The sequence below is a fragment of the Streptomyces sp. NPDC055013 genome, from assembly GCF_053608645.1.
The window spans coordinates 182,008-196,489 of the sequence record NZ_JBSGVW010000002.1; the positions used below are offsets into that span (position 1 = coordinate 182,008).

The window sequence follows — 14,482 nt, forward strand, 5'->3', positions numbered from 1 at the left end:
GCCGGATGAGAGGATCCGGCCCCGGCGTGCTCGGATTTCGGCCCGAATCACTCCAGGACCAGCCGTACCGGCCGCTCCTTCGCGGGTGGCGGAAGCCGCAGTCCGTCCCGGCCCGGGGTGATCGAACCGAGCACGCGCGCGTGCCGGGCGCCGGTGGCGGACGGCACGGTGCCGGGCAGTCCGTGCGCGGTCAGGAACCCCAGCACCGCGAAGGCGTACGCCTCCTTCGCGGCCGACGGCAGCCCCAACTCGTCGGACGTGCGCAGTGCCACCCCCGGCAGACGCTGCCCGAGCATCCTCATCAGTACGGGGTTACGCGTCCCGCCGCCCGAGGCGATCACCTCCGTCGCGCCCATCGCACGCACGGCGTCGGCGACCGTCCGTGCCGTGAGCATGGTCAGCGTGGCGACGACGTCCTCGGCGGGCAGCGTCCCGAACCCGGCCAGTGCGTCCCGCAGATGGCCGAGGTGGAAATGCTCCTTGCCGGTCGTCTTGGGCGCGGGCAGCGCGTAGTACGGCTCCTCCAGCAGCCGCAGCAGCAGCGGTTCATGGACGCTGCCGCGACCGGCCAGCGCCCCGTCCACGTCGTACGCCAGCCGTCCCCCGCTGAACCCCCGCGCCGCGGCGTCGATCAGCGCGCAGCCCGGCCCGGTGTCGAAGGCGGTGCCGTCGGGCGCGGTGAGGTTGGCGATCCCGCCGACATTGAGGGCGACGGGCGTGCCCGGCCGGCCCCGCAGCCACAGCAGGTCGACCAGGCTGACCAGCGGTGCGCCTTGTCCTCCCGCCGCGATGTCGCGCGGCCGGAAGTCGGCGACCACGGGCAGCCCGGTCGCCTCGGCGATCCACGCGGGCTGCCCGAGTTGCAGCGTGCCGTGCACCTGTCCGTCCTCGGCCCAGTGGTACACGGTCTGTCCGTGCGAGGCGACCAACTCGGCCCGCCCACCGCACAGTTCACGATCCGCCCGCACCGCCGCCACGGCGAAGGCCTGCCCGATCCGCGTATCCAGCCGACACACCTCCGCCATCGAAACCACCCCCGGCGGCAGCGCCTGCGCGATCACCTCCCGCAACGCCTCGTCGTAGGCCTCGCTCACCAGCCCCAGCGTCTTGAGGACCAGGCTGTCGCCGACGAGGTTCAGGTCGGAGGCCGCGGCGTCGATGGCGTCGTGGGAGGTGCCCGACATCAGGCCGATCACTCGCATTCGCTCAGCTCGCCTTCCGTTTCGGTTCCCTGACCGGGGCTCCCGGCTTCCGGGGCCGGGTCTTCGGCGTCGCGGTCAGCGCGAGGACACTCACCGCGCAGGTCGCGGCAGCGTAGTACGCCGGGATGTCCACGTTGCCGGTCCGTTCGATCGTCTCCGTGATGATGAGCCCGGCGCAGCCCGAGAACACCGCATTGGACAGGGCGTAGGCGAGTCCCAGCCCCGTGTAGCGCACGTTGGTCGGGAACAGTTCCGCGAGCATCGCCGGGCCCGGCCCCGCCATCAGACCCACCACGGCACCCGCCCCGCACACCGCCGCACCCTTCACGGTGAGGGAAACGCCCGGGTCCTGGAGAAGGTTGAGCAGCGGCACCGCGAGGACCACCACGAGCACCGCCCCCGCCAGCATCACCGGCCGCCGACCGTACCGGTCGCTGAGCCACCCCGCCGGCACGATCGTCACCGCGAAACCGAGGTTGGCCAGCACCGTGGCGAGCAGCGCCTGCTGGAAGGTCGCGTCCAGCGTGGACTGCAGGTACGACGGCAGCACGACCAGGAAGGTGTACCCGGCCGCCGCCCACCCCATGATCCGCCCGGCACCCAGCGCGATCGCCCCCGCCACCTCACGCCCCGGTGGCCGCCCGGCCTCCCGCTCCTCCCGGAACGCAGGCGTCTCGTCCAGCCTCAACCGCAGCCACAGGGCACCGAGCCCCAGCGGCAACGTCATCAGGAACGGCAACCGCCAGCCCCAGTCGCCCAGTTGGCTTTCGGTCAGCATGGTGGCCAGCAGCGCCGCCGCCCCCGCGCCGCCCAGCAGCCCCAGCGCCACCGTGAACGACTGCCACGACCCGTACAGACCGCGCCGCCCGGGTGGCGCGAACTCGGTCATCACCGACACCGCACCCCCGAACTCCCCGCCCGCGGACAGCCCTTGCAGCACCCTCAGAAACGTCAGCAGCCACGGAGCGAGGGCGCCGACGGTGTCGTACGTGGGCAGCGCGCCGATCAGCGTCGTCGCCCCGGTCATCAGCGTGATCACCAGGATCAGTACCGGTCGTCGCCCGATCCGATCCCCGAGCCGCCCGAACAGGGCCGCTCCGACCGGCCGGAAGAAGAAGGCCAGCGCGAACGACGCATACGTCCGTACCAGCGCCTCGACCTCACTGCCGCCCTCCGGCGTGAAGAAGCGCGCCGCGATGATCGTGGCGAAGTAGCCGTAGACCCCGAACTCGTACCACTCGATGAAGTTGCCCACCGAACCCGCGACCAGGGCCCTGCGGGACCGGACCGCGCCGCGGTCGGAGGAAGTCAGCGTCATGTCCCCTCCTTCGAACGTCGTTGGGATGGCGTATTTTTGACTGTTGGTCAGTTTTGCCGGGGCAGGTCGCGGGCCCCTCGCGTCGCCCGCGCGCATCACCTGTCACCCTTCACGGCAACAGCTGCCCGGACCCGCCTCCACTTAGGCAATCCGACGGCTACGCTCGAGGTCTGTACGTCGTTCGGGCGACTTGGGGAGGGAGCGGGATGACGGAGGTACGGCCCACACAGGTCGCCTCGGCCTCCCTGTGGGAGCGCGACGAGGAACTCGCCGCCGTCGAGGGGGCGCTCGACAGCCTGTGCATGGAAAAGTCCTCCTCGGGGAGCCTCCTGGTGCTCCGGGGCGAGGCGGGACTCGGCAAGACCGCGCTGCTGGCCGAAACCCGCCGTATCGCCGAGGCCCGCGGCTGCACGGTGTGGTCCGCCCGCGCCAGCGAGACGCTGAGCTCGGTCCCCTTCAACGTCGTCCGGCAGCTGATGCAGCCCGCCCTGCTGTCGCTGATGCCGGAGGAGGCGCGCGAGTACCTCGGCGACTGGTACGACATCGCCGGACCCGCCCTCGGCATCACGGACCCCGGCGAGCGGCAGGCCGACCCGCAGGGCGTGTGCGACGGCCTGGTCGCCGCCGTACGCCGGCTGGCACGGCGGGACTGGCCGCTGGTGCTGCTGATCGACGACGCTCACTGGGCCGACCAGGAGACCCTGCGCTGGCTCGCCGCCTTCGCCGGACGCCTCGGCGAACAGAACGTCCTGGTCGTGGTGGCCCGCCGCCCCGGCGAGGTCAGCGGTGACAGCGCCCGGCACCTCGACGCCGTCGCCGCCGCGGGCAGCTCCGTCGCCACCCTGAGCGCCCTCACCCCGGACGCGACCGCCGGCCTCACCCGCGCCACCCTCGGCCCGCACGCCGACGCCCCGTTCTGCCGCGAGGTCTGGGCGGTCACCGGCGGCAACCCGTACGAGACCGTCGAACTCCTCGCCAAGGTGCAGGACAGCGAGTTCGAGCCGACCGAGTCCGCGGCCTCCGAGCTGCGCGCCCTGAACCGCGCGGCACGCGGCGGCGGCCTCGTCGCCCGCCTTGAGACCCTCGGCATCGAAGCCACCCGCTTCGCCTGGGCGGCCGCCATCCTCGGCACCGGCATCTCCGTCGACCTGGTGGCCGAGCTCGCCACCATGAGCCTCGACGACGCGGTGCGCTGCGCCGACCTCCTGCGTACCGCCCGCATTCTCACCGAGCCCGATCCGGCGGGCGCCCAACCGGACGACGGGGAGCTGGAGTTCGTCCATCCCCTCATCGCCACGGCCGTCTACAACTCCATCCCCGACGCCCTGCGCACCGCGATGCACGGCATCGCCGCCCGCGTCGTCACCGACAACGGACGCGGTGCCGCGGTCGCCGCCCGTCACCTCCTCGAGGTCCACCCGGACAGCGACGAGGAACTCGTCGAGCAGCTGCGCGAGGCCGCCCGCGAACACCTCGCCGTCGGCGCCCCCGACGCGGCCCGCCGCTGCCTGGAGCGGGCCCTGGTGGAACCGCCCCTGCCCGAGGTCCACGCGCGCGTGCTCCACGAACTGGGCGGCGCGACCCTCCTCACCGCGCCCGCCACCACCATCGACCACCTCCAGACCGCCCTGGCCATGCCCGGCCTCGACGGCGACGAACGCGTCGACGCCGTGTACCGCCTCTCCCAGGCCCTGCTCCACAACGACCAGCTGGAGGAGGCCGTCCGCACCGTCGAGGCGGAAGCCGCCCGGCACCGGGCGGGCCCCGCCAGGCTGCGGCTGCAGGCGGTGCAGTTCATGTGGGAGGGCATCCACGCGGGCGAGGATGCCTACCCGGGGCGCTCCACGCGCCTCGCCGAACTCGCCGGCACCTGCACCGGCCGCGACAACTCCGAGCGCGCCCTGCTCATCCTGCGCGGCTTCGACGCCATGGCCCGCGGTGAGAACGCGGAGGAGGTCGCCGAACTGTGCGACCGCGCCCTCGTCAACGGCCGCCTCGCCCCCGGACTCGGCTGGACCGACCCGGAGTGGGGCCTCGAACTGCTGATGATGCTGGCCAACTCCTACGCCTTCACCGACCGCCTCGACCGGGCGGAGTCCCTCTACAACGAGGCCCTGCGGGCGTACGAGTCCGCCGGCTGGAGTGGCGGCCACCTCGCCCTGGCCCACGCCTACGTCGGTGTCGGACACCGCAGGCGGGGCCGGCTCCGCGAGGCCGAGGCGTCCCTGCGAAAGTCGCTGGCGCTCGCGGAGCGGGTCGGCCGTCGACTGCCCCTGTACTGGTCGGCGACCTGCAACCTCGTCGACACGCTGCTCGCCCGCGGCCATGTCGAGGAGGCCTGGGAGTTCGCCGAGCAGCACGGCTTCGCCCCGCCGTACCCGACCACCATCGTGCTGCCGGACCCGCGCTCGGTCCGCGGCCGTCTGCTCCTCGCCGTCGGCCGCACCAAGGACGGCATCAACGAACTGGAGGCCGCGGAGAAGGCGGCTGCCGTACGCGGCCACAACAACCCGGTCCTGGTCCCCTGGGCGGTCGACCTGGCCCGTGCCCTCGCCAACGAGGACCCGGAGCGCGCCGCCCGGCTGGCCACCGACGTCCGCCGGCACGCCGAGCGCCTCGGCACCGACACCGCCATCGGCGAGGCCCTGCGCTGCGCCGCCGCCCTGGAGACCGGCCAGCGCGCGGTACGCCTCGCCGAGCAGGCCGTCACCTATCTGGAGGCCTCGCCCTGTCAGTACGAACACGCCGCCGCCCGGGTCGAGTTCGGTCTCGCCGCGCGCTCGTCGGCGGAGCTGCGGCGCGGGCTGACGCTGGCGCGGTCGTGCGGCGCGGACGGGCTGGTGCTGCAGGCGGAGGCGGCGCTGGCCGCGGGAGTGGTGTGACGGCTCAGAGGCTCAGCAGCTGATCGGTGACGGCCGCCAGTCGCTTGCGGACGTCCGGGTCGTACGTCCGCTCATGTGCCCGCGCCCGGGACGTCCCGTCGAAGTAGCCGCCCGTGCCCAGGTCCCGGGTGGCGAGGGCCAGGACGCCCGGGGCGCCGTCGGCGACCGTGTGCCGGGGCGTGAAGCCGCCGTCGCGGACCATCGCCGTGTCCATGTGGGTCGCCGGGTGCAGCACGTTGACCGAGACGCCCGTGCCGGTGAGTTCCTCGGCGAGCGTGAACGTGTGGGCCGCGAGGGCGAACTTGCTGCGGCAGTACGCCGAGAGTCCGTCGTAGCCGCGGGTCAGCTCGGGGTCGTCGAAGTCGACGGGTTCCTGACCGGCCGAGCCGACGTTCACGATCCGCGCGGGGGCGTTGGCGCGCAGCACGGGGAGCAGCGCGCGGGTCAGGGCCACCGGTGCCAAGTAGTTGACCGCGAGCCGCAGTTCGTGCCCGTCCGCGCCGGTTTCCCGTGCTGACCTGCGCGGCCCGGCGCCCACCGCCGCGTTGTTGATCAGTACGTCGAGCTCGGGATGGGCCCCGGCGACATGGGCAGCCAGCTCCCGCACCTGCCCCAGCGAGGCCAGATCCGCGACGAACCCCTCGGCCTCGCCGTCGGCCCGCAGCTCCTCGACAAGCCGGTGCGTACGGTCCGCGTCCCGGCCGTGCGCGAGGACACGGTGCCCGGAGCGGACCAGCTCGGCGGCGACGTAGCGGCCGAGACCCGAGGTGGCGCCCGTGATCAGAACCGTGGACATGTCTCCACCGTAGGCACGTCGTGCGGGCATGTGCGAGCTGCCGCTGAAGGTACGACCGCCAGGGTCACCCTGCTCTCACCTTGCTGTACCCGCGTCCGGCTCCGCCTCCTCGGCCAGCACCCGCTGGGCCGCCGCGAACGCCGAGTTCGCCGCCGGAACCCCGCAGTACACGGCCGTCTGCAGCAGGACGGCCCCGATCTCGTCCGGCGTCAGCCCGTTGCGCCGGGCCGCCCGGACGTGCATGGCCAGCTCGTCGTAGTGGCCGTGCGCGACCAGCGCCGTGAGGGTGATCATGCTGCGTTCGCGGCGGCTGAGCGTCGGGTCGGTCCAGATCTCGCCCCAGGCGTAGCGCGAGATGAAGTCCTGGAAGCGGGCCGTGAAAGGCGTCTGCCGGGCCTGCGCGCGGTCGACGTGCGCGTCGCCGAGCACCTCGCGCCGTACCTCCATGCCCCGCTTGGCAGCGCCGCCGAAGTGTGCCCGCAGCGCCGTCAGCACCGCCTCGGGGCACTGCGCGGGTGCCAGATGCGAGGCCCCCGGCAGTTCCACGAGGGTGGCACCGGGCACGGCGTCCGCGATCTCCCGCAGATGGGCCGGCGGGGTCGCGGGGTCCTCGCGCCCGGCGATCAGCAGCGTGGGGGAGGAGATCTCGGGCAGCCGGTCCCGCAGGTCGAAGGCGGCGAGCGCATCGCAGCAGGCGGCGTACGCATCCGGGTCGGCGTCCCGGTGGTCCCGCACCAGCTCCGGCACGGTGAACCCGGGCGTGAACCAGCGGTCGTCCGCGCCCTCGGCGAGCCCCGCCAGCCCCTCGCGCCGCACCAGGGCGGCCCGCTCCTCCCATGGCTTGGAGCCGTTGAAGTGCGCCGACGAACAGATCACGGCCAGTGCGGAGACCCGTTCGGGATGGTGCACGGCCAGGTGCAGCCCCACCGCACCACCCAGCGACACTCCCGCGTACGCGAACCGCTCGATGCCGAGCGAGTCGGCGAGCGCGAGCACCAGACCGGCGAGGTCACCGACGGTCGCGCCCGCGCCGATGAGGCCGGATGCCGAGCCCCCGTGCCCCGGCAGATCCCAGCGGACCACCCGATGGCCGATCGACAGCTCGGGCGCGACCTTGTCCCACAGGGCGTACGAGGTGCCGAGCGAGGGTCCCAGCAGCAGCGGGGGCGCGGAAGTGGGCCCTTCGGCACGGTGGTTGAGGAGTTTGCCGGTCAACGTCGCTCCAGAGCACGGTCGGTGAGGGCTCCGGCGGAGCCGGTGTAATGGGTGGGATCGAGGTCGACGTCCGCCAGCTCCGGCGCCTCACCGAGCGGGCGGCCCTCGGACGCCAGCCGGGTCAGGAGTTCCTTCGCGCGGGCCCGCCCCAGGACGGGAGCCAGCTCGGCGGACAGCCGCTCCGAGACGATCAACCCGTTCGTGAGATCCAGGTGTTCGCGCATGACGTCGGCGGCGACCCGCATTCCCCGGGCCAGCTCGACGGCGTCCCGGGCGGCCCCGCCGACCAGTCGCAGCAGGTCCCTGAGCGGCTCCCACTCGGCGTGCCAGGCCCCGGCAGGCCGCTCGTCCTCCGCCGCCATCGAGCCGTACAGCGTGGCCGCGAGCTGAGGCGCCCGCCGCGCGGCGGACGCGATCAGGGTGGACCGTACGGGATTGGACTTGTGCGGCATGGCGGACGAGCCCCCACCGCTGCCCTCCGCGACCTCGGAGATCTCGGTGCGGGAGAGGGTGATGACATCCGCGGCGAGCTTGCCGAGCGCCCCCGCCGTGAAGGCGAGGCACCCGGCGAGATCGGCGATGGGCGTGCGCAGGGTGTGCCAGGGCAGCTCGGGCGCCCGCAGGCCGAGTTCGCGGGCGTACGCCGCCGGCAGCGCGGCCGGATCGCTCGCGCCGTACGCCCCGAAGGCCGCCAACGTCCCGGCGGCACCGCCGAGTTGCACGGGCAGCGAGTCCCGTACGGCAGTCACCCGGTCCCGTGCGTCCAGCACCAGCGACCGCCATCCGGCCGCCTTGAGCCCGAACGTCGTCGGTACGGCGTGCTGGGTGAGCGTCCGCCCGGGCATCGCGGTGTCACGGTGCTCGGCTGCCAGCCCGGCCAGGGCCTGCTGGGTGCGGTCGAGGTCGGCCAGCACCAGGTCCAGCGTGCGCGCCGAGACCAGCATCGTCGCCGTGTCCAGGATGTCCTGGCTGGTGGCACCCCGGTGGACGTACGGGCCGTACTCCTCACCGACCGCCTTCGTCAGGTCGGCGACCAGCGGGATCACCGGGCTGCCGCCCCCGCGCGCCCGCTCGGCGAGGGACCGTACGTCGAAGCGCGTCGCCTCGGCCGCCTCCGTGACCGCTCGCGCCGCGTCGGCCGGGGCCGGCCCCAGCGCGGCCTGGGCCCGCGTCAGCGCGGCCTCGGCGTCCAGCAGCGCCTGGAGATAGGCGCTGTCGCCGGTCGCGGAGGCGGCGGGGGAGCCTGTCCACCCGGGGGCGAGCAGGCCGGTGTCGGCATCGGGAGAAGTCACTGGTACTCCAGGAAGACCGTCTCGCCTTCGCCCTGAAGGCGGATGTCGAAACGGTATGTCCCCTCGCCCTGCTGCCGTGCGATCAGCGTGTCGCGCCGCTCGTCCGGTACCCGGGACAGCAACGGGTCGGCGGCGAGGGCCGCCTCGTCGCCCGGCAGATAGATGCGGGTGTACAGGTGCACCAGCAGGCCGCGCGCGAAGACGCACACGCTGAGATACGGCGCGCTCCGCCCGCGCGGGCCGGGCCGTAGCGTCCGCGCGGTCCAGTGCCCGTTGGCGTCGGTCTGGATACGGCCCCAGCCGGTGAACTCCATGCCGTTGCGGCCCAGATAGCCGCCGCTCGCAGGGTCGCGCCGGATCGAGCCGTCGACCTGCGGGACGTTCCCGTCCGGGTCGGCGCCCCACAGTTCCACGAACGCGTCCGGCAGCGGATTGCCCTCGCCGTCGCTGATGTAGCCCTGGAGGGCGATCGTGTCCGGGTGGCCGATCGGGGCGATGTCGCCGCCGCCGGGGAAGGGCAGGGCGTGTCCGTAGAAGGGGCCGACGGTGTGCGACGGGGTGGGGAGCACGGTCTCCGGGCGGCTCGTGTCGATCTTCGTCATGGCAGCTCAGCGTCCCTCTTCGATCCAGGTGGCGTTCGGTCCGTCGAGGACGATGTCCCAGTGGTAGCCCATCGAGAACTCCGGCACCGACAGGCCGTGGTCGTAGGTGGCGACCAGCCGCCGGCGGGCCGTGTCGTCCGTCACCGACTGGATGATGGGGTCGTAGGGGAACAGCGGGTCGCTCGGGAAGTACATCTGCGTCACCAGCCGCTGGGTGAACGCCGTGCCGAACAGCGAGAAGTGGATGTGGGCCGGCCGCCAGGCGTTGAGGTGCTGGCGCCACGGGTAGGGGCCCGGCTGGACGGTGGTGAAGCGGTAGAAGCCGCTGTCGTCGGTCAGGGTGCGGCCGACGCCCGTGAAGTTCGGGTCCAGCGGGGCGTCGTGCTGCTCGCGCTGGTGGGCGTAGCGGCCGGCCGAGTTGGCCTGCCAGATCTCGACGAGCTGGCCGCGGATGGGGCGGCCGTCACGGTCGAGGAGCCGGCCCTCGACGGTGATGCGCTCACCGATCGGCTCACCCGTGTGCTGCCGGGTCAGGTCGTTGTCGATCTCGGTGATGTCCCGCTCGCCGAAGGCGGGGGAGTGCAGCTCCACCAGCTCCGGGTCCTTGCTGACGTCGATCGTGACCGGCGGCTGCTTCGGGTGGCGCAGGACGGAGGAGCGGTAGGGGGTGTAGTCACGGCGCGGGTGGTGCTCGACGGGGGCTCCGTCGGCGATCCGCTTCTCGTACGCGGCGTGCTCGGCCGCGATCTCCCGGTCGATGTCGTGCTGGGTGAGAGTCATGGGGATCCTGCGTTTCGTCAACGTTCGAGGACTAGGGCGAGGCCTTGGCCCACGCCGATGCAGAGGGTGGCGACGCCGACTCCGCCGCCCTTGCGGGCGAGCTGGTGGGCGACGGTGCCGGCGAGACGGGCGCCGGACGCGCCGAGCGGGTGGCCGAGGGCGATGGCGCCGCCCTGCGGGTTGAGGATCGCCGGGTCGAACTCGGGCCACTCGGCGACACAGCCCAGCACCTGGGCGGCGAAGGCCTCGTTCAGCTCCAGCACGGACAGGTCGCCGAAACCCTTGCCCGCCTTGGCGAGCGCGCGGTTGACGGCCTCGACGGGGGCGAGCCCGAAGTAGTCCGGATCGAGGGCGTTGACGCCGGTCGCGCAGATCCGGGCGAGCGGCTCACGCCCGGTGGCCCTCAGGCCCTCCTCGTCGACGAGGAGCAGCGCGGCGGCGCCGTCGTTCAGCGGGGAGGCGTTGCCCGCGGTGACGGTCCCTCCCCCAGCCTTCGGCCGGGGGGACCCCCAACTCGCTTCGCTCGCGGTGCGGAAGGACGGCTTGAGCTTCGCCATCGCCGCCAGGGACGCATCCGGCCGTACGCACTCGTCGGCACCGAAGACGACCGGGTCGCCCTTGCGCTGCGGGATGCCCACCGGCGCGAGCTCGGCGTCGAAGAGGCCCTCGGACTGCGCCCGGGCCGCCTTTTGGTGGCTGTGCAGGGCGAACTCGTCCTGCTGCTCTCTGCCGATCTTGTGCTTCTCGGCGATGAGCTCGGCCGACTCGCCCAGCGGGATCGTCCACTGCGGCGCCATCCGCGGGTTGACCATGCGCCAGCCCAGGGTGGTGGAGAACAGCTCGGTGTGGGCTGCCGGGAAAGGCTTGTCGGACTTGGGCAGCACGTAGGGTGCCCGGGTCATCGACTCCACACCACCGGCCACGACGATCGAGGCGTCCCCGGCGGCGATGGCGCGGGCCGCCTGGATGACCGCTTCGAGGCCCGACGCGCACAGCCGGTTGACCGTCACGCCGGGCACGGAGGTGGGCAGGCCCGCCAGGAGCGCGGCCATGCGGCCGACGTTGCGGTTCTCCTCCCCGGCGCCGTTCGCGTTGCCGAAGTACACGTCCTCGATCCGTGACGGGTCCAAGTCGGGCGTACGGACCATGAGTTCACGGATGGCGTGGGCGGCCAGGTCGTCCGGGCGGACGGAGGCGAGGGCGCCGTTGTAGCGGCCGATCGGGGTGCGGACCGCGTCGACGAGGTAGACGGTGTTCACAGCAGACCCTCCGCGACGGCGAGTTCGGCGTCGGTGGCGGCGACGATCTCGTCGACGGCCACACCCGGCGCGGTCTCGACGAGAAGCAGACCGTCCGCCGTCACGTCGAGCACGCCGAGGTCGGTGATGATCCGGTTCACGCAGCCCTTGCCCGTGAGCGGCAGTGCGCACTCGGTGAGGATCTTGGGGCTGCCGTCCTTGGCGGAGTGGGTCATCACCACGATGACGGTGCGGGCCCCGTGCACGAGGTCCATCGCACCGCCGATGCCGGTGATCATCTTGCCCGGGATCGCCCAGTTCGCCAGGTCACCGGTGGCGGATACCTGCATGGCGCCGAGCACGGCGACATCTATGTGTCCGCCGCGGATCATCGAGAACGACAGCGCCGAGTCGAAGAAGGAGGCACCCGGCAGGACCGTCACGGTCTCCTTGCCGGCGTTGATCAGGTCCGGGTCGACCTGCTCCTCGGTCGGGTAGGGCCCGGTGCCCAGGATGCCGTTCTCGGACTCGAGGATCACCTCGACGCCGGGCGGCAGATAGTTCGGGATCAGGGTCGGCAGTCCGATGCCGAGGTTGACGTACTGGCCGTCCCGGAGCTCGCGAGCGGCCCGGGCGGCCATCTGTTCCCGCGTCCACGCCATGGCTAGCTCACCGTCCCGTCTGCCAGGGGCGCGGAAACCGTGCGCCGCTCGATCTGCTTGTCTTCCGCCTGCTCCGGCGCGAGCGCCACGACCCGCTGCACGAAGACGCCCGGCAGATGCACCGCGTCCGGATCGATCTCGCCCGGCTCCACGAGTTCCTCCACCTCGGCGATCGTCACCCGCCCGGCCATCGCGGCCAGCGGGTTGAAGTTCCGGGACGACTTGTTGAACACCAGGTTCCCGTGCCGGTCGCCCTTCCACGCCCGCACCAGGGCGAAGTCGGTGCGGATTCCGCGCTCCAGCACGTACTCGGTGCCGTCGAACTCCCGCACCTCCTTCGGCGGCGAGGCGAGCGCGACCCCGCCGGAGCCGTCGTAGCGCCATGGCAGCCCGCCGTCGGCGACCTGCGTGCCCACCCCGGCCGGTGTGTAGAACGCGGGGATCCCGGCCCCGCCGGCCCGCAGCCGCTCGGCCAGCGTGCCCTGCGGGATCATCTCGACCTCCAGCTCACCGCCCAGGTACTGGCGGGCGAACTCCTTGTTCGCGCCGATGTACGAGCCGGTCACCCGGGCGATCCGGCCCGCTGACAGCAGCACCGCAAGACCCGACTCCATCGCCCCGCAGTTGTTGGAGACCACCGACAGCCTGCCCACCCCGCGCTCGTGCAGCGCCTGGATCAGCACGTTCGGCACACCGCTCAGCCCGAAGCCACCCACCGCGAGCGACGCGCCGTCACCCACATCGGCCACCGCCCCCAGGGCCGTGGCGACCACCTTGTCCATCCGAGAAGCCCCATCTCTTCCGAGCGCTCAGCACCCTAGTTAGTCAGCGCACTGAGTATTTCTGCGAGGTTGCGTCTCACGCTGCCACCGGAGCGCGAAGCCGTCAAGAGCTCGGCAAATGCGAACGTCACGGGGTCGATGGCCCGAGGACAGTCGAGTGGAGCTCCGGTATTGTTCAGTGCACCGACGATTTCGACCAGGGGAGCACGCATGGCCGCCGTGGACCTCACCACCCACCCCGGGCATCTGGCCCGGCGGCTCCAGCAGGCGCACTACCTGCTCTGGAACACCATGGTCTCGGAGGAGATCACCTCGCCCCAGTTCGCCGTCCTCAACACGCTCGTCGCCGAGCCGGGGCTGGACCAGCGGACGGTGGGGGAGCGGGTCGGGCTCGACCGGTCCACGATCGCCGAGGTGATCAGCCGGCTCGGCCGCCGCGGGCTGCTCGACAAGGTCCGCGACCCCCAGGACGGCCGGCGCTTCCTGCTGCGCCTCACGGACGAGGGGCTGCGCACGCACAAGAAGCTGACCGTGCGCACGGCCCGGATGAACCAGGTCTTCCTGGCCCCGCTCTCCGCCGACGAGCAGGCACTCTTCTTCGACCTGATCCGGCGCGTCGCGGACGCGGCCGAGGGGCTCCGCAACCCGGCGGAACCCCTCGTCGCTCACCCCTGATCCCGCACTTCCGGGCCCTCGGACGCTCAGGGCGCCTTCGCGAACACCACCCACACCTGGCCGTCCGGGAAGGTCATCCGCTCGCCGGCACCGGTCGTGAACGTCGTGCCGTCCGTGGCCTTGGGGCGGTTCCAGTTGACGTCGTAGGCGCGCCCGTCCCGCAGCACCCGCGCCTTCCCGGAACCGACCGTCTCGGTGTACGGCGTGTAGTGGCCCAGCGTGTCGTGGAAGTCGGACTTGCGCACCTTCACGTACTGCAGGACGACCGTCGGGGCCCCGAGCCGCTTGCCGTCCGACGCCACGGCGTCCTTGCCGTCCATGGCGACCAGCCAGCGGTTCTGGCCTGCGGACCAGGTGAACGTGTACTGGGCCAACTTGTAGCGCACCGTCTGCGAGGCCGTGGCCTTGCCGCCCGCCGGGGCGGCGCCGAAGCGGAAGCCGGTCGTCAGGGCGTCCCTGCCCGGCGCGGCGGGCATCAGCCGCTCGGGCCGGAGGAAGAGGTTGTGCGGCGCGGGCCGGTCGTCGCCGCGGAAGTAGGCGCCGGCCGCCTTCTCGGGTGGCTCCGCCTGCAGGGGGGCCTTGTCGATCAGCGGCATGAGCTTGCCCTGCGCCCCGGAGAAGGCGAGGGTCGGCTTGTTGAACTGGGCCAGCAGTTCCAGATCGGACTCGCGTGCGCTGCGCACCGGCCCGACGGCTTTCGGCAGCTTCGTCGCGTACACCGCCATGAGGCGGCTCAGTCCGCCCTCGACCGGCTCGACGTACACGATGTCCGCTGCGTTCAGGCCGGTGTGAGGTCGGGCCGCGCGGGCGTTGTCGATCTTCACGGCCAGTACCGAGGGGCCCTTCGCCCGGCTCTCGCCCTCGCTCGGCGTCGACGCATGCGGTCGGCCGCGGCCGTCGTCGCCCGGGTTGCCCGACATCGTGCATCCCGCCGCCAGGGATGCTCCCAGCGCGGCGGCCAGCAGCCCCGCCAGGGTCGTGAGGCGTCTGGAGCGCGCCCCTCGTTGTCTGCCCACCGTTGCCACTCGCACCCAACCC

The 14,482-nt window shown here is 72.6% G+C and carries 13 protein-coding genes; 2 read left to right on the top strand and 11 right to left on the bottom strand.

What is annotated here, in order from left to right:
• Positions 1 to 47 precede the first annotated feature (47 nt).
• The gene (locus tag ACWGDB_RS03480; protein ID WP_453820884.1) at positions 48 to 1,202 is read right to left on the bottom strand and encodes an anhydro-N-acetylmuramic acid kinase; all 1,155 of its coding nucleotides are present in this window, start codon (positions 1,200 to 1,202) and stop codon (positions 48 to 50) included.
• 4 nt (positions 1,203 to 1,206) lie between these two features.
• Complete coding sequence (locus tag ACWGDB_RS03485) at positions 1,207 to 2,520, bottom strand: MFS transporter (protein WP_453820885.1); 1,314 nt, start codon at positions 2,518 to 2,520, stop codon at positions 1,207 to 1,209.
• Between the two features lie 206 nt (positions 2,521 to 2,726).
• Here ACWGDB_RS03485 and ACWGDB_RS03490 point away from each other — a divergent pair, with 206 nt between their 5' ends.
• Complete coding sequence (locus ACWGDB_RS03490; protein ID WP_453820886.1) at positions 2,727 to 5,402, top strand: ATP-binding protein; 2,676 nt, start codon at positions 2,727 to 2,729, stop codon at positions 5,400 to 5,402.
• A 4-nt stretch (positions 5,403 to 5,406) separates the two neighbouring features.
• Here ACWGDB_RS03490 and ACWGDB_RS03495 read toward each other — a convergent pair whose 3' ends face one another.
• The 8 genes from ACWGDB_RS03495 to ACWGDB_RS03530 form a co-directional block, all read right to left on the bottom strand.
• Complete coding sequence (locus ACWGDB_RS03495) at positions 5,407 to 6,198, bottom strand: SDR family NAD(P)-dependent oxidoreductase (RefSeq protein ID WP_453820887.1); 792 nt, start codon at positions 6,196 to 6,198, stop codon at positions 5,407 to 5,409.
• Positions 6,199 to 6,273: 75 nt separating this feature from the next.
• Positions 6,274 to 7,413, bottom strand: coding sequence for a bifunctional 3-oxoadipate enol-lactonase/4-carboxymuconolactone decarboxylase PcaDC (gene pcaDC / locus ACWGDB_RS03500; RefSeq protein WP_453820888.1), 1,140 nt, complete (start codon positions 7,411 to 7,413; stop codon positions 6,274 to 6,276).
• A complete protein-coding gene (pcaB, locus tag ACWGDB_RS03505) occupies positions 7,410 to 8,705 on the bottom strand; it encodes a 3-carboxy-cis,cis-muconate cycloisomerase (RefSeq protein WP_453820889.1) in 1,296 nt (431 codons plus the stop codon). Before pcaB ends, pcaDC begins: the two co-directional genes overlap by 4 nt.
• A complete protein-coding gene (pcaG, locus tag ACWGDB_RS03510; RefSeq protein WP_453820890.1) occupies positions 8,702 to 9,307 on the bottom strand; it encodes a protocatechuate 3,4-dioxygenase subunit alpha in 606 nt (201 codons plus the stop codon). The genes pcaB and pcaG overlap by 4 nt, the downstream gene beginning before the upstream one ends.
• A gap of 6 nt (positions 9,308 to 9,313) precedes the next feature.
• A complete protein-coding gene (gene pcaH / locus ACWGDB_RS03515) occupies positions 9,314 to 10,087 on the bottom strand; it encodes a protocatechuate 3,4-dioxygenase subunit beta (RefSeq protein ID WP_453820891.1) in 774 nt (257 codons plus the stop codon).
• 17 nt (positions 10,088 to 10,104) lie between these two features.
• Positions 10,105 to 11,346, bottom strand: coding sequence for a thiolase family protein (locus ACWGDB_RS03520; protein WP_453820892.1), 1,242 nt, complete (start codon positions 11,344 to 11,346; stop codon positions 10,105 to 10,107).
• The gene (locus tag ACWGDB_RS03525; RefSeq protein WP_453820893.1) at positions 11,343 to 11,987 is read right to left on the bottom strand and encodes a CoA transferase subunit B; all 645 of its coding nucleotides are present in this window, start codon (positions 11,985 to 11,987) and stop codon (positions 11,343 to 11,345) included. The genes ACWGDB_RS03520 and ACWGDB_RS03525 overlap by 4 nt, the downstream gene beginning before the upstream one ends.
• A 2-nt stretch (positions 11,988 to 11,989) precedes the next feature.
• The gene (locus ACWGDB_RS03530) at positions 11,990 to 12,769 is read right to left on the bottom strand and encodes a CoA transferase subunit A (RefSeq protein WP_453820894.1); all 780 of its coding nucleotides are present in this window, start codon (positions 12,767 to 12,769) and stop codon (positions 11,990 to 11,992) included.
• A gap of 210 nt (positions 12,770 to 12,979) precedes the next feature.
• On the opposite strand from ACWGDB_RS03530, the gene ACWGDB_RS03535 reads away from it, so the two are divergent.
• Positions 12,980 to 13,444, top strand: coding sequence for a MarR family winged helix-turn-helix transcriptional regulator (locus ACWGDB_RS03535; RefSeq protein ID WP_328420981.1), 465 nt, complete (start codon positions 12,980 to 12,982; stop codon positions 13,442 to 13,444).
• Between the two features lie 26 nt (positions 13,445 to 13,470).
• Here the strand turns inward: ACWGDB_RS03535 and ACWGDB_RS03540 are convergent, their stop codons facing one another.
• The gene (locus ACWGDB_RS03540; RefSeq protein ID WP_453821073.1) at positions 13,471 to 14,469 is read right to left on the bottom strand and encodes a DUF3048 domain-containing protein; all 999 of its coding nucleotides are present in this window, start codon (positions 14,467 to 14,469) and stop codon (positions 13,471 to 13,473) included.
• Between the last annotated feature and the right edge of the window lie 13 nt (positions 14,470 to 14,482).